Genomic DNA, 16941 nt, shown 5'->3' with positions numbered 1-16941 from the left:
CGTCCCCGGCGGACCGGGACGGTTCAATGCCCCAGCACCGCCAGCAGCAACAGCGCCACGATGTTGGTGATCTTGATCATGGGGTTCACGGCGGGGCCGGCCGTGTCCTTGTAGGGATCGCCCACGGTGTCGCCGGTGACGGAGGCCTTGTGGGCTTCCGAGCCCTTCATGTGGCGCACGCCATCCTTGTCAACAAAGCCGTCCTCGAACGACTTCTTGGCATTGTCCCAGGCGCCGCCGCCCGAGGTCATGGAGATGGCGACGAACAGGCCGGTGACGATCACGCCGAGCAGCATGGCCCCCACCGCCGAGAAGGCGGCGGACTTGCCGGCCGCGCCGCCGCCCGCCACGAAATAGATGACGAAGTAGCAGACGATGGGCGAGAGCACCGGCAGCAAAGAGGGGATGATCATCTCCTTGATGGCGGCCTTGGTCAGCATGTCCACGGCGCGGGAATAGTCCGGCTTCTCGGTGCCGGCCATGATGCCGGGCTTCTCGCGGAACTGCCGGCGCACCTCCTCCACGATGGCGCCGGCCGCGCGTCCCACCGCCGTCATGCCCATGGCGCCGAAGAGGTAGGGCAAGAGGCCGCCGAACAGCAGGCCCACGACCACGTAAGGATTCTCGAGCGAGAAGTTGGGCGACACGCCCGCGAAGTAGGACCCCGGCGCCGCCTGCGAGATGAAGAACTTCAGATCCTGGTTGTAGGCGGCGAACAACACCAGCGCGCCGAGGCCGGCGGAGCCAATGGCATAGCCCTTGGTGACGGCCTTGGTGGTGTTGCCCACCGCGTCGAGGGCGTCCGTGGACTGGCGCACCTCCTTGGGCAGGCCCGCCATCTCGGCGATGCCGCCGGCATTGTCCGTGACCGGTCCGAAGGCATCGAGCGCCACGATCATCCCGGCGACGCCCAGCATGGTGGTAGCGGCGATGGCGATGCCGAACAGGCCGGCGAGGCCATAGGCGCACAGGATGCCGGCGATGATGACGATGGTCGGCAGCGCGGTGGATTCCAGCGACACCGCAAGGCCCTGGATGATGTTGGTGCCGTGCCCCGTCACCGACGCCTGGGCGATGGACACCACGGGGCGATAGCCCGTGCCGGTGTAATATTCGGTGATGACCACGATGGCGCCGGTCACGGCGAGGCCGACGAGGCCCGCCAGGAACAGGCTGGTGCCCGAATAGTCCACGCCCTGGATGGGGCCGAAGCCGGGCAGCAGCCAGGTGACAAGGGCGAGGGCGATGACGGAGAAGCCTGCCGTCGCCATCAGGCCCTTGTAGAGCGCCCCCATGATGGAGGAGTTGGCCCCGAGCCGCACGAAGAAGGTGCCGGCTATGGAGGTGAGGATGCACGCCCCGCCGATGGCCAGCGGATAGACGATCATGGTGGCAAGGGTCGCCGGCGTCGCGGCGAAGAAGATGGCGGCGAGCACCATGGTGGCGACCACCGTCACCGCATAGGTCTCGAACAGGTCGGCCGCCATGCCGGCGCAGTCGCCGACATTGTCGCCGACGTTGTCCGCGATGGTGGCAGGGTTGCGAGGGTCGTCCTCGGGAATGCCGGCTTCCACCTTGCCCACCAGGTCACCGCCCACGTCGGCGCCCTTGGTGAAGATGCCGCCGCCGAGACGGGCGAAGATGGAGATGAGCGAGGCGCCGAAGCCGAGGGCCACCAGCGAATCCACCACGGTCCGGCTGTTGGGGGCAAATCCCAGCATCTTGTTGAGGATGAGGTAGTAAACGGTGACGCCGAGGAGCGCGAGGCCGGCCACCAGCAGGCCGGTCACGGCACCGGCCTTGAAGGCGAGGTCGAGGCCTCCGGCCAGCGACTTGGTCGCCGCCTGGGCCGTGCGCACGTTGGCGCGGACCGAGACATTCATGCCGATGAAGCCGGCGAGGCCGGAGAGGATAGCACCGAGGGCGAAGCCCACCGCCACCAGCCAGCCGAGGAAGATGCCCACGAGCACGAAGATGACGACGCCCACCAGCGCGATGGTGGTGTACTGGCGCCTGAGATAGGCCTGCGCCCCTTCGGCGATGGCGGATGCGATTTCCTGCATCCGGGCCGTTCCGGGATCCGCCGCCATCAGCGACTGGATCGTCCACACCCCATACGCCACGGCCAGCAGTCCGCAGGCGATGATCAGCACCAGAGCCAGCATCTATCCCACCCTTGTTGTTTCCAGCCTGTATTCTTTTATGGCGCGAGTGTGAGGGGTGCTGTGCGCCGCCGCAAGGGGCGTTTGGTCAATCGGTCGCAGCTTGGGACGGTTCCGGTGACCAGTGCTTTGGCGGCTGGACGGGACATCCGCCAACGTCTGGCCCGCTCCGGCCATGGGCACTCCGGTCAAGCCGGGGGGCGACAAGACGCGCCGCCATTTGCCCAGGCGGATGGTTCGCGCACCAGTTCAAGCCAGAGCGCAGCGATGGAGCTCACCGCGTCGGCGGAGCGCCGGAAGAGTCACGGAACTCGAAGATCTTGCGCAGAAAGCCGGGAGCGACAGCGGACATGGGGTTGATGCGCAGCGTTGGTCCCGAGGACAGCGGCCCGACGATCTCGAAGGTCACGCCCACCAGCCCCTCGTTCGGGCCGCCGCCGAGGAACAGGCCGATGACCGGGAGCTTGGAGAACAGGTTGTTGAGCGCGTAGGCCGGCACGAAGGTGCCGCGGATCGAGATCCTGTCGCCGGCGAAATCCAGCGTACCGTCGAAGGTCGCGCCCACCGACGGCCCCCAGATGGCGCCTTCCTTGAACACGATCTTGCCGGTGGTGCGGGCAAACTGAGCCTGAGCCTTCTCGAAGGCGGCCGTGCCGTTCTCGATCCGGCCGGAACTGTCGCGCGCCGCGCTGGAGAGTCGCTCGAGCCCGGGCTCGCCCTTGATGGAGAAATCGCGCAGGTGCAGCACGCCCTCCTGAGGCGTGTTGTCGCTGCGCGGCGGATCCACCACCAGCCACGCCTCGCCGCCCTGCACCTTGGCGTAGATGTCGAGGAAGCGGAACAGTGCGCCCGCGTCGGAGGTGGTGATCTGGAGGGCGCGCTCCTTGCCCTGCCAATTGCGCATCTCCCCCGCCACGGCGCCGTCGCGGCCAGCCTTGGCGGTGAGGGTGAAGTCCCGCGTCTCCACCCCGCGGCGGGCGACGGAGAGGTCGAACTGGCGCATCACCTCGCCATTGTTGCCGGTGAGCGCGCCGATGCGCGCCTCCACGTCCACGTCCGGCGTCTTCTGGTTGCGGCGGTTGCCGGTGGGCGCGCTGACGAGGCTCTTCATGATGCCGCGCGCGTCCATCACCTCTCCGGCGATGCGGATCTTGAGAACATCCCCCGCCTTCTCCGCCTTCAGCCCGGCCTTGTCGCCGTCGGACAGCTGGAAGGTGGGGAAGTTGGCGCCGAGCAGGTCGCCATTGTCCGAGAGCTCCATCGAGCCCTTCAGCAGGGTGCCCGAGCCGTCGATCACCATCTCGTCGAGGCGGACCGTGTTGCCTTTGTCGTTGACCACGAAGCGCGCCTTGAGCGGCTTTCCGGCCGGCTTGCTCAGGCCGGGGATGAGGTCGGCGATGCGCGCCTGGGTCAGGTCGGTCTCGATGCTGGCCCGCGTGTCCTTGTTGTTGGTGGTGCCGACGATGCGCACGCCCACCGGACCGCTGATGCCGGGGATGTCCACGCCGAGGCGCCCGCGCGCCGTATCGTCCAGCGTGGCGGAAACGCGGATGTCGGCGTCGGCCACGTCCTTGCGCTTCTCGTATTCGAACGCGAGGGGCGCACCAGCGAGCTTGCCGTCGCCGCGCAGCACGATGCCGGCGGGCGAGGCGAAGGCCTTCACCGTCGCCCCTTCCAGGCGCTGGCCCTTGAACACCTTGTCCACGCCGAAATCGGTGAGACTCGCCTCCAGCGAGTAGTCGAGGTCCTCCGGCAGGGGCACCTTGCGGAAGATGATGTTCACCTGCAGCAGGGCCGAGAGCCGTCCGCGCGTGGTGGAGGGATCGAAGGCGGTGCCCGTCGGCCCCTTCAGCGCCTCCATGCCCAGCACCTCAATGCCGGCGTCGGCCGGGCCGTTGAAGTTCACCCGGATCTGCGCCGTGGGTTCGCGCGGGAAATAGTCCGGCATGAACATGACACCATCGCTCACCGCGATCTTGCGGTTCTGCGGGGTCACGACGGTCCCGTCCGGCAGCGTGATGCGCACGGAGCGGCCGGTCACCAGGATGGCGAGGCTCGCGTTGGTGATGGGCGGCAGTCCCTTCACCGGCTTCAGCGTCACGCCCTTGCCGGAGATGGTGAAGCGCACGCCGTCTTCCGGCAGCGGCACCTGCTTCTGGCCGATGAGGTCGAGGGGCAGCTTGACCGCCACCGTGATTCCTTCTGCCGTTCCGCCCGAGACGTTCTCGATGGCGAACTGGCGTGCCGGCGGGGCGATGTTGACCGGCCAGAAGCGCTTGATGGTGGCGACCGGCATGGGCGAGGCGACGCCGTCGAACTTCAGGTAGGGCACCGCCACGCCAAGGTCGATCAGCGCCGTGAAGCTGAAGCTGGCGGTGGAGGCGCCGAGCAGCCCCTGCTCCACGATGATCTGGCGGCTCGGCGGATCGAACCGGCCCGAAATTTCGACCTTGGAGATGGGAAGGGCCGGCTCCGGCATCTCGGGACCCTGAAGAATCACCTCCTTTGGCCCCACCTGGAACGGCCACGGCTGCTGCGCCGTGGCCGGAACCCGGATCTCGCCGGCGAGGGTGATGACGTTCTGGCTCTTAACCGCCTCGATGGGTGCGACCACGATGACCCGGCGCGCCACGTCCAGGGTCAAGGCAATGCGGGCGCGGTCGATGACGAAGCGCTCGTCCGGGTCTTCGCCATTGCCCATGGCACCGGCACCGAGGTCGAGGCTCGCCTGCGCTGCGAGGAGATCACCGTCGAGGGACAGGCGGGCGTTCAGCGAGGCATTGAGCAGGGTGTCAATGTAGAAGCGCCGCTGGTCCTGCACGAAGGCGTGCAGGATGTCCCGCGTCGACACGTTCTTGATGGCGACCTCCACCGCGCGCTCGCCGTCCCGGGCGGGGCCGATGCGGGCGACGGCCGTCGCGACGCCCTGCGGCGACTGGATGGTGAAGGTCAGCTGGGCGCCGCCGGCGGCCGGCCGGGCGAGGCGCACGCTGATGTGCTGGAAGACGATGCGGCGACCGGCGCCCTCGTTCTCGACGATGACGGTTCCGTCCTTCAGCCCCACGTCGGCGAGGGCGCCGCCGTCGAAGCCGGCGGACTCCAGCTCGGCCATCCAGCGGGTGAGGAACACCGGCTTGAGGGGATCAATGTCCGCTGCCGTGCCGGTCGCGCTGCCATGAGCCGCGGGCGTGGCGGCGGGAGCGGGCGTCGTGGGCGCAGTGCCCGATGGGGAAGCCGGTGCAGCGGGCGACGGCTGGGCCGCGCCCGCCGAGGCGGCGGCTTCCGCGCGGCCGGCGGCGGTGGCGGGAATCGGCTTGGCGCCGCGCCCGGTGGTGACGGCCAGATGGCCCGAGGCGGCGATCCGTACCGTCATCTCGGCACCGACGAGGTCGATGCGCCGCGCCTTGGGCATCAGCGACAGGAGCGAACCCTCGAGCTCCACCTCGGCGCTGGGGGCGCTCGCCACCAACTGGCCGTCGGGGCCGGTGACGCGGATGTCGTGCACCACGACGGCTGTGGCGCCGCCGCTGACCGTCTCCACCGTGGTGGAGCCGATGGCGACGCGATGGCCGCCGCCGATGCGGTCCTCAAGGGCCCGCTCGATATAGGGCGTGGCGATGTTGGCGGTGATGGTGCCCGTGGCGATGAGCACGTAGAGGGCGACGGCGGCCACGCCCCCCAGCGCGATCAGGACGAGGCAGACCGCGGTGAACGCCCGGGCCACACGGCTGCGCGGGATGAGCGCGCCCATGATGCCCCGGAAGCGGGAGCGTCGCGGCTCGCGCCGTGCGGTCTCCGGCCTGTCCACCCACTGCTGCATTCCGTTCCGATCCTTCCCGCGCTTCGCCACCCTCTCGGTGGGAACGTCCTGGTGTCCGCGCCGGACGCGGCGATTCGCCCGCCGGCCCCGGATTGACCCTAACCTGCCGTTGCCTCGTAAAGATGAGGTGGATCAACTCCCCGCAGGTTACCATCTGCGCCCTGAAGGCGGCTATCTTGTGGGCTTGCGCCCCCTCCCCGCCCCGTATGGCGCCGAACACGTCGAAAGGAAGGCGGCATGTCCGAGTTTCCCGAGGTTGGTGCGCCCGCACCCGCATTCTCGCTCAGCCGTGACGGCGGGGGCAGCGTTTCCCTCAAGGATTTCAAGGGCCGCAAGCTGGTGGTCTATTTCTACCCCAAGGCCGACACCCCCGGCTGCACCAAGGAGGCCATCGCCTTTAACGGCCTCAAAGCCGCCTTCGCCGCCGCCGACACCGATATTCTTGGCGTGTCGGCAGATGCGGTGAAGGCCCAGGACAAGTTCAAGACCAAGTACGGCCTGGACTTCGCCCTCGGCTCCGACCCCGACAAGGCGATGCTGGAGGCCTATGGGGTGTGGGTGGAGAAGAGCATGTACGGCCGCAAATACATGGGCATCGAGCGGGCGACCGTGCTCATTGGCCGCGACGGTACCTTGGCGCGCACCTGGCCCAACGTAAAGGTGACCGGCCATGCGGAAGAGGTTCTGAAGGCGGCCCAGGAGCTGGGCTGAGCCTATGCCACCGGCCGGCCGGCCGCAGTGAGCCCGCCGAATCCTCCGCCATCGAGGACGCATTGGGGCAGCACGAACGGACCCGGAGGTGCCACGCCCACGGCGACGCGGATGCCGAAGGCGTCCGCCAGCACCTCCTCGGTCAGCACCTGCGCCACCGGCCCCGCGGCCCGGATGCAGCCGGCGGCCAATACCACCAGCTCGTCCGCTGCCATGGCCGCGAGATTGAGGTCGTGCAGCACCGCCAGCACCCCGCCGCCTGCCGCCGCATGTGCGCGGGCAAGCCGCAGCACCGTCAGCTGGTGGGCGAGGTCGAGGCTTGCTGTCGGCTCGTCGAGGAGCAGATAGGAGGGGGCGTCTGACGTCCCGAGCTCCAGCTGGGCCAGCACGCGGGCGAGCTGCACGCGCTGGCGCTCACCGCCGGACAGGCTGTCGTAGCGGCGCCCGGCGAACCCGGCGAGATCCACGCGGGCGAGCAGCCGCGCGATGCGGTCGGTGTCGCGACCCTCGCGTGCCATCAGTCCGGCCGAGATCACCTCGGCGGCGGTGAAGGGAAACGCCACTTCCGCAGCCTGGGGCAGCACCGCCCGGCGCCGGGCGAGGTCGAGGGGCGTGAAGCCGGCGATGGGCGACCCGTCCAGCGTGACGCGACCGCCCGAGAGGCGCTGCTCCCCCGACAGCGCCTTGAGCAATGTGGACTTGCCGGCGCCGTTGGGTCCCACCAGCACCGTGACTTGCCCCGGACGCACGGCGATGCTGGTGCGATCCAACAGGGTCCGGCGTCCGGCGGTGACGCTCACCTCCTCGGCGCAATACATGGCTCACCCCACGAAGGCGCGGCGCTGGAGCAGCAGCCACAGGAAGAAGGGCGCGCCCACCAGCGCGGTGACGACGCCGAGAGGCAATTCGGCTGGCGCGGCGATCATCCGCGCCAGGATGTCCGCCCCGAGCAGCACAGCCGCGCCGAGCAAAGCGGAGGCCGGCAGCAGGCCACGGTGGGATGGCCCGACCACCAGCCGTGCCAGATGGGGCACCATCAGCCCGACGAAGCCCACCACCCCGGCCGCCGCCACCGCGGCACCGACACCGGCGGCCACGGCCACGACGGCGACGCGCTTCAGCCGCTCCACCGCGACCCCGGCGTGGAAGGCCTCCGCCTCCCCCAGCGCCAGCGCGTCCAGGCCGCGGGCGAGGCGCGCCGCGACCATGAGCAGGCCCAGCACGAAGGGCGCCGCCAGCGCCGCCTTCATCCAGGTGGCGCCGCCAAGGCTGCCCAGGGTCCAGAACAGGAAGTCCCGCGTCTGCTGCTCCGAGGCGAGGAAGACCATTACCCCCGTTCCGGCGCTCGCCAGCGCGCCAAGGGCGAGGCCGGCGAACAGCAAGGTCGCCACCGACGTGCGGCCGTCCCGCTCGGCGAGGCGGGCGATGACGAGGGTGGTGACGAGCCCGCCAGCAAACGCGGCAAGGGGCAGGCCTACCGCCTGGAGCTGGGGCGGCAGCAGCGCCGCCACCGGGGCGCCGAAGACCACGAAGGCCACCGCCGCCAGCGCCGCGCCGGGCGCAACGCCGACGAGGCTCGGATCAGCCAAGGGATTGCGGAAGACGCCCTGCATCAGCGCGCCCGCCACCGCCATGCCGGCTCCTGCCAGCACGCCGAGCACGGCCCGGGGGAAGCGCACGTCCAGCACCACGATGCGCTCGCGCAAGGTGGACGCCGGCGCTGGTGCACCGACGACCCAGTCGGCGAGGATGGCGAGCACCCGGCCGGGGGCGATGGCGAAGGGTCCGATGGCCAGGGCGCCGAGAAAGGCCGCGACCGCCAGCACCGCGAACAACGCCAGACCCGCCGCCACCGGACGGCTCGCAATCCGCCCTTCCGCCTCGCGTAGCGTCGCAGGCAGTGTCACTGGTCGCTCTCCCGGCTCCACGACCGATCCGACAGGGCGGGCAGATCGGCGCCGGGGTGGAGCGCTGCGGCGAGATCGCGCGCGGCCCGCGGCGCCCGCGGTCCGAAGGCGAGGAGATAGGAGCCTGGCATGGTGACGAGCCGCCGGTCGCGGGCCGCCGGTGTGCCGACGAAGGCTGGGAGCGCGAAGACCGTCGCGGCGTCCAGCACCTGTCCGCCACCGCGCATCACCACTACCGCCTCCGGTTCCGCCGACATGGCGGCCTCGTCCAGCGCCGGCTTGAAGCCCTTGAGCGAGGCCATGGCGTTGGTGGCGCCGGCGAGGCGCAGGATGGCGTCGGCGCTGGTGTCCGATCCGCCCACCACGGCCGCGCCGCCGCTGGCGGAGAGCACGAAGATGGCGCGCGGCCGCTCGGGCAGACGCTGCACCATGGCATCCAGAGCATCGAAATCCGCCGCCACCTCGGCAGCGAGCGCCCTGCCCTTCGCTTCGGCGCCCACGGCCTCCGCCACCCGCGCGATCTTGCGCAGCACGCCCGCCTTGTCGTGGCCTTCCGGAATCATCACCACGGGAACCGAGGCTTGCTGGAGCACGTCGAGGGTCGATTTCGGCCCCGCGCCTTCAATCGCCAGAATAAGCGTCGGCCCCACCGACAGGACCCCTTCCGGCGAAAGGGCGCGGGAATATCCGACGTCCGGCCGGCTCCGGGCGGCGGCGGGATAGCGGCTCGTCTGATCCACCGCCACCACCTGATCGTCGAGGCCGAGGGCGAAGAGGATTTCCGTGATCGCCCCGCCGATGGAGACGATGCGCGCCGGTGCCGGAGGCGCCGCATGGGCGCGCGGGACGCCCAGCAGCGCGGCGAGCAGGGCAAGCGCCAGCATACCGTAGAGGACGGGGCTGGATGTGAGATGGAGGGTGCGACTCGTCATAGAATTAGAAGAAGTCCATCTTATATGTGAAACCTGATCGACTCTATCACGCGGCATCTGTTTTGAAATCGTACAATACTCGTCTGCCAAAGTGATCGTGTTGACCATGCAACACTGAGTGCCGTTCTTTACGACTGTTGGCAAGCCGGATGTAATGTTCTTGACGCACCTAGGGCTCAACGTTAGCCAGTTTATGTCAGGCAAATCGCCTGCCGCCCGCCACGTCTGCGCGCCGTCCCCGGCCGCGGGACGCAGCCAGCCCGAAAATTCAACGGCGGGAGAGAGCGATGGCGGGAGAACCGCGACGGGTGGCGGCTTCGGGGGCAAGGCGGCACGGGCTTTCAAAGGCTGTCCTGTGCTCGGGCGTGGCGGTGGCGGCGCTCTTGACCCTGGCGGCGCCGGTGCGGGCGCAGAGCGCGTCCACCAATGGTTCCGTGAACACCGACATGGTCTCGCTCGACACCATCACGGTGGCGGCCAGCTTCACCGAGGAGCGGGCCATCGATTCGCTCGCGGCCATCTCCGTTCTGCGCGCCGACGATCTTGAGCAGCTCATGCCGTCGCGCACGCAGGACGTGTTCTTCGGAATGCCGGGCACCAGCGTGATCCAGAACGGCAATTCCACGCAGGCGTCCATCAACATCCGCGGCTTGCAGGATTTCGGTCGGGTCGCGGTCTTTATCGACGGCGCGCGGCAGAACTTCACCCAGCTCGGGCACGGCACGGGCGCCGGTTCCTTCTTCCTGGAGCCGGGGTTGCTCGCAGACGTGGACGTGGTGCGTGGCCCGGTGTCCAACATCTATGGCTCCGGCGCCATCGGCGGCGTGGTGACGTTCCGCACCAAGGATACCGACGACATCATCAAGCCAGGGCAGACCTGGGGCGTCGAATCGTCCGGCGAGTTCGGCTCCAACGGCCCCATGGGCTACGGCTCCCTGTTTGCTGCCGCTAGGGTCGGCCAGAACGTGGACCTGTTCCTGGGCGGCACCTATCGCGCGCAGCAGAATTACGACGACGGCGACGGCAACGAGGTGCCCGGCACCGGCTACGACACCTGGACCGGCATCGCCAAGGCCACCTTCCGCCCGGCTGACAATCACGAAGTGAAGGTCACCGGCCTCAATTACGATGCCGACTACACCACCTACAACGCCGCTTTGGTGAACAACGAGATTCCCTCCGGCTCCACCCAGTACGGCACCACGGTGCTCAACCAGACGGTGACCACCAGCTGGAACTACTCGAACCCCGATGACAATCTCTTCGACTGGCGCAGCAGCATCTACTGGAACCGGGTGAAGCAGGACCAGACGAAGGTGGCCGGGACGCCCAGCACCGTCACCGGCGCCATCGGCGATCCGCGCACGTTCACCATCGACACTTTGGGCTTCGACGCCAACAACACGTCGCGCTTCACCTGGAACGACATTCGCAACGCCATCACCGTCGGCGGCGACTATTTCCACGACGACGTGGACAATGTGGACAATTACGGCTTCGGCGACGGCTACAATCCGTCGGGCGAGCGTGGCGTGGGCGGCGCCTTCATCCAGTGGAAGGCGAATTATTCAAGCTGGCTCGAAGCCGTCGCGGCGGTGCGCTACGACAGCTACACCCTGAATGGCGACGGGGTTTCCAACAGCGGCGATCATGTCTCGCCCAAGTTCACGCTCGGCCTCACGCCGTGGAACTGGGTCACCCTCTACGGCACCTTCGCCGAGGGCTACCGCGCCCCGGCCGTGACCGAGACGCTGGTGAACGGCGCCCATCCGCCAGCCATTCCCCTCGTCTTCTGCCCGGACGGCAGCTTCGGCGTGTTTTGCTTCGTGCCCAATCCCAACCTTCGGCCCGAAATCGGCAAGAACAAGGAAGTCGGCCTCAATCTGCGGTTCGACGACATCCTTACCAAGGGCGACAAGCTCCGCGCCAAGGCCAACATCTATCAAAACGACGTGGACGACTACATCGAGCTCGTCGGCTACAACATGACCGTTTACGGCACCTATGCCGACTACCAGTATCAGAACATCGCGAAGGCCAGGATCCGCGGCTTCGAACTGGAGAGCACCTATGACGCGGGCCTCTGGTTCGCCGGCCTCAACGTCACGCTGAACGAGGGCGAGGATACCGGCAGCGGCGAGCCGCTCGCCAACATCATGCCCAACAACGTGGCGGCAACGCTGGGCGCGCGGCTGCTCGACAACAAGCTTACCATGTCGGTGCGCTGGCAGTGGGTGGCGGCGAAGACGGCGGCAGATCTGCCGTCGGACACGCCCTATGAGCCGACACCGAGCTTCAACCTGGTCAACGTCTATCTCGGCTACCAGCCCGACCCCAATGTGCTGGCGCAGCTGTCGGTTGAGAACCTGCTCAACGAGCAGTACGTTCAATACCAGCAGTTCCTGCCGAGCGCGGGCATCACCGTGAAGGGTGGCCTGAGGTTCCGCTTCGGTGCCGATACCATCGCCGCGGCGACGCCGGCGCCGATCGTGAAATAGCAGCCTCGCGCGCACGCCCGCTCAGCGCATTGCCAAGATGGAGAGTGCTTATGTTCATTGCCACCAACCGGTTCAAGGTCAAGCTCGGCTCGGAGGCGGAGTTCGAGCGCGTCTGGCGCGAGCGCGACAGCTACCTTGCGAGCGTGCCGGGCTTCGCCGCTTTCGACCTGTGCCGCGGCCCGCAGAAGGAGGAGTACACCCTCTACATCTCCCACACCGTGTGGACGTCCAAGGCGGATTTCGAGGCCTGGACCAAGTCCGAGGCCTTCCGCCTCGCCCACCGCGACGCGGGTGCGGCATCCAACCGCGTGAACTATATCGGCGGTCCGGAGTTTGAAGGATTCGAGTCCGTTCTTTCGCTCACCCCCGGCGAAAAGGCGGCCTGAGGCCGATCCCCCCTCGGCCTTGCATTCTGTGACCCCAAGTTGGCGCATCAGCGCAATCTCGACCCCGAGATGACCTCCCCCCGGCCGGACCTCAGGTCCGCGCCGGGTTTTCTTTGCCTTGAGCTTCGGCCAGGCGGCAAAGAGACCGTGCCCTTTTCTCGGCGGCCGCCCTTGTCTACCGTTCCAGCCCCTATTGCTCCGGCCCTTCGGCCCCAGGACCATTGCCCATGACGGCTCACTCAGCCCAGACCAATTCGGCCTACACCAGCCTTTCCGCCCACTTCGCCCGCGCGTCCGCGCTCGGCAACGGCATCGGCATCCTCCAGTGGGACAACGATACCATGATGCCGAAGGGCGCAGCCGAGACACGGGCGGAAAGCCTCGCGCTCCTGCGGGTGCTGCACCACGGCATGGCCACCGACCCGCGCATCGGGGAGTGGCTCGCCGCCGCCGGCGACGAGGATCTCGGCCCGTGGGAACGCGCCAACCTGCGCGAGATCGAGCGGCACTACACCGTCGATACGGCGGTGCCGGCGGACCTCGTGGAAGCCTCCAGCCGCGCCGCCTCCCGCTGCGAGATGGCATGGCGCACCGCACGGGCGGAGAACAATTTCGCCGCTCTGCTCCCCGATCTGGAGGAGGTGCTGCGGCTCCAGCGCGAGCTGGGGCGGGTGAAGGGCGAGAAGCTCGGACTTTCACCTTATGACGCGCTGCTGAACGATTACGAGCCCGGCGGCCGCTCGGCGCGCATTGATGCGCTGTTCGACGACCTCGCGGCCTTCCTCCCCGGCTTCACCGAGGAGGTGCTGGAGATCCAGGCGCGCCGGGCGCACACCCCGCCGCTCGCCGGCCCGTTCGCGGTGGAGGCCCAGCGCGCTCTCGGCGTCGAGATGATGAAGGTGGTGGGCTTCGATTTCGATCGCGGCCGCCTCGATGTCTCCACCCACCCCTTCTGTGGCGGCGCCGACAACGACGTGCGCATCACCACGCGCTACGACGAGGCGGATTTCTCCCGCGCCCTCATGGGCGTCCTGCACGAGACCGGCCATGCCCTCTATGAGCAGGGGCGTCCGCAGGCGTTCATCCACCAGCCGGTGGGGCAGGCCCGCTCCATGAGCGTGCACGAGAGCCAGATCCCTGCTGATGGAGATGCAGGCCTGCCGCAGCCGCGAGTTCCTCACCTTCGCCGCGCCCCGCATGCGCGCCGCCTTTGGCACCGAAGGTCCCGCGTGGGAGACGGATGCCCTGTGGCGGCTCTACACGCGTGTCGAGCGCGGTTTCATTCGCGTGGACGCCGACGAAGTGACCTATCCCGCCCACGTCATCCTGCGCTACCGCCTCGAAAAGACGCTGATCGCCGACGACATGCGCCTCGCCGACCTGCCGGGCGCCTGGGCCGAGGGCATGCGGACGCTGCTCGGCGTCACCCCGCCCGACGACCGGCGCGGCTGCCTCCAGGACATCCATTGGCCGAGCGGAGGGTGGGGCTATTTCCCCACCTACACGCTGGGCGCCATGACCGCGGCACAGCTGTTCGATTCCGCCTGCCGGGCGGAGCCCGAGATCCTGCCGGGCATCGCCAGCGGCGATTTCGCCCCGCTGCTCGCCTGGCTGCGGGCCAACGTCCACAGCCAGGGCTCGCTCCTCCCCACCGACGAGCTGCTGACCCGCGCCACGGGAAGGCCCCTGGACGCCGCCGTCTTCAAGGCCCACCTGCGCCGGCGCTATGGCGGGGAGATGGAGCAGCATCAGGCCGCCTAGTTCCGGGGAGCGGGGATGGGGATGGGGATGGGGATGGGGGCGTCGGCCCCCGTCCTCCGGTGGGGTAGTTGACTTGGAAATTCTGATTGGTAGTTTCCTAATCAACTGATGGGGGTGCCTTGGATCAGATTGCGCGTTCCGACGACGTCCCTTTGCTGGAGGCCCACCTCGGCTATTGGCTGCGCTACGTCTCCAACCAGACGTCCCATGCTTTCGCCGCGAAACTGGCCGCGAGAGGCGTGACGGTGGCCGAATGGGTGGTTCTGCGGGAACTCTATGACTGCGCGAGCCTCGTCCCCAGCGCCCTCGCCGACCGGCTCGGGATGACGCGGGGCGCCATCTCCAAGCTTGCCGACCGTCTGGAGGCCAAGGCCCTCGCCGCGCGCGGTGCGGACCGGGACGACCGACGCTTCCAGACCCTTGCGCTCACGCCCGCCGGCCGCGCTCTCGTCCCCGAGCTGGCGCGCCTCGCCGACGCCAACGACACGGAATTCTTCGGCCATCTCGCCCCGGAGGATCGCGCCGGCCTGGAGGCGGTGCTGCGCGACATCGTGCGGCGCAAGGGGCTGAAGGCGATCCCCATCGACTGAAACCAGGAGAAGAGCCATGGACCCGGCATTGCAGAGCGTCATCCACGAATGTGTCGCGGCCTCCGATGCGGGGCGGATCACCTTCGGCGAGGTCGTCGGCAAGCTGATGGAGGCCGGGGTCGAGCGCTACGACACCGACCTCGTCCGCGCGGAGAAGACCTTCTATCTGCCCGACGGGGCAAGCGCCGTTCTGGCCGCGGCCCCCGTGGCGGGCGCTGCCCCGTCGGCGTTTTCCGCTCCCGGCGTCGAGGCGGCCGTTCGGGCCATCCAGGCCGGCCGCATCCCGTACAAGGAATTCTGCGCGCGCATCGTGGCCGCCGGCTGCGTGGGCTATCAGGTGAGCCTCGCCGGCCGCCGCGCCATCTATTACGGGCGGACCGGCGACGCGCATGTGGAGTGGTTTCCCGGCGCGCGGTGAGGCGACCTTCCAGATTTTTGCTCCGGACCGTCGGTCGTGGTCATACTCCCGCGTCCTTGCAGAAGACGAAGGGAGCCCTGCCCATGATGTACGCCATCCTCTGCTACCATGAAGAAGACGTGGTCTGCTCCTGGAGCAAGGAAGAGGATGCGGCCGTGATGGCCAAGATCGCGGCGGTGCAGGAGCGTCTCACCAAGGCCGGCAAGATGGGCGCCTCCCTGCGTCTCCTGCCCACCACGGCCGCCACCACGCTGCGCAAGACGCAGGACGGCCCCCTCGTGATCGACGGCCCCTTCACGGAAACCAAGGAGCAGTTGCTGGGCTTCTATCTCGTGGATGCCGACGACCTCGACGACATGCTGTCCATCGTCAGGGACCTCTCTGAGGTCAATCCCGGCGCCACCTATGAGGTCCGGCCGGTCCGCGCCTTCTTCCCCGACCGGCGCTCCGCGGACCAGAAGACCGGCACATGACCACGCCGGCCCTTACCGATCCGGACTGGATCAACGGCACCCTCACTGCCGCCCGGCCCCAGGCGGTGGCCGCGCTGCTGCGCTATTTCCGCGATCTCGAGACCGCCGAGGAGGCGTTTCAGGAGGCCTGCCTGCGCGCGCTGAAGAGCTGGCCGATGAACGGTCCACCCCGCGATCCGGCGGCCTGGCTCATCCTGGTCGGCCGCAACGCCACGCTGGACGGGGTGCGCCGGCGTGCGCGGCACGATCCTCTGCCGCCGGATGACCAGCTTTCCGATCTGGATGATGCGGAAGCCTCCATCGCCGAACGGCTCGACAATTCCCATTATCGCGACGATGTGCTGCGCCTGCTGTTCATCTGCTGCCACCCGGAACTGCCGGCGACGCAGCAGATCGCGCTGGCGCTGCGCATTGTCTCCGGGCTGAGCGTGAAGCAGATCGCCCGCGCCTTCCTCGTCAGCGAGGCGGCCATGGAGCAGCGCATCACCCGAGCCAAGGCGCGAATCGCCCGCGCCGACGTACCCTTCGAGGCGCCCGGCCCGGTTGAGCGCGCGGAACGCCTCGGCACCGTGGCCGCCATGGTCTATCTCGTCTTCAATGAGGGCTATTCCGCCGGCCAGGATCCCGACCGGACGGGCCTATGCGACGACGCCATCCGCCTCGCCCGGCTGCTGCTGCGCCTCTTCCCCACCGAGCCGGAAATCATGGGCCTCACCGCCCTGATGCTGCTGCAGCACGCGCGGGCCGACGCCCGCTTCGACGGGGACGGGCGCGTCATCCTGCTGGAGGCGCAGGACCGCACCCAATGGGACCGCCACCGCATCGCCGAGGGTCTCGCCCTCATCGACAAGGCCATGCGCCATCGCCGGCCCGGCGCCTATCAGATCCAGGCGGCCATCGCCGCACTGCACGCCCGCGCGATCCGCCCGGATGAGACGGACTGGGCGCAGATCGACGCGCTGTATGCCGCCCTCGAATATCTCCAGCCCTCCCCCGTTGTGACGCTCAACCGCGCTGTCGCGGTCAGCAAGGTGAAGGGCGCGGAGGCGGCCCTCGCCATGATCGAGCCTCTGGCGCCCCAGCTGTCTTCCTATTTCCATTTCTTCGGCGCGCGCGGCGCCTTCCTGCTTCAGCTCGGGCGGCGGGAGGAGGCGCGCGTCGCATTCGATCGTGCCATTGCCCTCGCCAACACGGCCGCAGAGGCGGACCATATCCGCACCCACCTCGACCAGCTCATGTCGACAAGCTGAGAAAATATCCGGGCACGATGTCGGAATGCCGAA

12 protein-coding genes and 1 pseudogene are annotated in these 16941 nt (G+C 68.5%); 8 read left to right on the top strand and 5 right to left on the bottom strand.

The features are described 5' to 3' along the window. Nucleotides 1–23: 23 nt before the first annotated feature. Nucleotides 24–2165, bottom strand: coding sequence for a sodium-translocating pyrophosphatase (locus ABLE93_RS06955; RefSeq protein ID WP_348838920.1), 2142 nt, complete (start codon nt 2163–2165; stop codon nt 24–26). A 271-nt stretch (nt 2166–2436) separates the two neighbouring features. Next, nucleotides 2437–5982 (bottom strand): YhdP family protein, encoded by a 3546-nt coding sequence (locus ABLE93_RS06950; protein WP_348838919.1) that lies wholly within the window; start codon nt 5980–5982, stop codon nt 2437–2439. 237 nt (nt 5983–6219) lie between these two features. Between ABLE93_RS06950 and ABLE93_RS06945 the strand changes: the two genes are divergently transcribed. After that, entirely contained in the window at nt 6220–6693 is a 474-nt protein-coding gene (locus tag ABLE93_RS06945) for a peroxiredoxin (protein WP_348838918.1), read from the top strand. A 2-nt stretch (nt 6694–6695) separates the two neighbouring features. On the opposite strand, the gene ABLE93_RS06940 is transcribed toward ABLE93_RS06945, so the two are convergent. The 3 genes from ABLE93_RS06940 to ABLE93_RS06930 are packed head-to-tail and all read right to left on the bottom strand — an operon-like array spanning nt 6696 to nt 9532. Then, nucleotides 6696–7511 (bottom strand): heme ABC transporter ATP-binding protein, encoded by an 816-nt coding sequence (locus tag ABLE93_RS06940; RefSeq protein WP_348838917.1) that lies wholly within the window; start codon nt 7509–7511, stop codon nt 6696–6698. A gap of 3 nt (nt 7512–7514) precedes the next feature. Continuing rightward, nucleotides 7515–8594: a FecCD family ABC transporter permease gene (locus ABLE93_RS06935; protein ID WP_510182998.1), complete on the bottom strand. Its 1080-nt coding sequence runs from the start codon at nt 8592–8594 to the stop codon at nt 7515–7517. A 2-nt stretch (nt 8595–8596) separates the two neighbouring features. Next, nucleotides 8597–9532, bottom strand: a complete 936-nt coding sequence (locus ABLE93_RS06930; protein WP_348838915.1) for a heme/hemin ABC transporter substrate-binding protein — start codon at nt 9530–9532, stop codon at nt 8597–8599. A gap of 287 nt (nt 9533–9819) precedes the next feature. Between ABLE93_RS06930 and ABLE93_RS06925 the strand changes: the two genes are divergently transcribed. From ABLE93_RS06925 to ABLE93_RS06895, 7 genes and pseudogenes are all read left to right on the top strand, one after another. Further along, complete coding sequence (locus ABLE93_RS06925; RefSeq protein WP_348838913.1) at nt 9820–12030, top strand: TonB-dependent hemoglobin/transferrin/lactoferrin family receptor; 2211 nt, start codon at nt 9820–9822, stop codon at nt 12028–12030. A gap of 50 nt (nt 12031–12080) precedes the next feature. After that, the gene (gene hmuQ / locus ABLE93_RS06920; RefSeq protein WP_348838912.1) at nt 12081–12416 is read left to right on the top strand and encodes a heme-degrading protein HmuQ; all 336 of its coding nucleotides are present in this window, start codon (nt 12081–12083) and stop codon (nt 12414–12416) included. 227 nt (nt 12417–12643) lie between these two features. Beyond that, nucleotides 12644–14177, top strand: a pseudogene (locus ABLE93_RS06915) (carboxypeptidase M32). Nucleotides 14178–14305: 128 nt separating this feature from the next. Beyond that, nucleotides 14306–14767: a MarR family winged helix-turn-helix transcriptional regulator gene (locus ABLE93_RS06910; RefSeq protein ID WP_510182997.1), complete on the top strand. Its 462-nt coding sequence runs from the start codon at nt 14306–14308 to the stop codon at nt 14765–14767. Between the two features lie 16 nt (nt 14768–14783). Beyond that, complete coding sequence (locus ABLE93_RS06905; RefSeq protein ID WP_348838909.1) at nt 14784–15185, top strand: DUF1398 domain-containing protein; 402 nt, start codon at nt 14784–14786, stop codon at nt 15183–15185. Between the two features lie 83 nt (nt 15186–15268). Next, nucleotides 15269–15658, top strand: a complete 390-nt coding sequence (locus ABLE93_RS06900; RefSeq protein ID WP_348838908.1) for a YciI family protein — start codon at nt 15269–15271, stop codon at nt 15656–15658. Continuing rightward, nucleotides 15655–16908, top strand: coding sequence for an RNA polymerase sigma factor (locus tag ABLE93_RS06895; RefSeq protein WP_348838907.1), 1254 nt, complete (start codon nt 15655–15657; stop codon nt 16906–16908). The genes ABLE93_RS06900 and ABLE93_RS06895 overlap by 4 nt, the downstream gene beginning before the upstream one ends. Nucleotides 16909–16941: the final 33 nt, after the last annotated feature.

The sequence above is a fragment of the Xanthobacter pollutisoli genome (assembly GCF_040044995.1).
In the GTDB taxonomy this organism is placed as follows: domain Bacteria; phylum Pseudomonadota; class Alphaproteobacteria; order Rhizobiales; family Xanthobacteraceae; genus Xanthobacter.
Note: the sequence above shows the minus strand (reverse complement) of the source record. Positions and strands in the feature narration are given on the sequence as shown.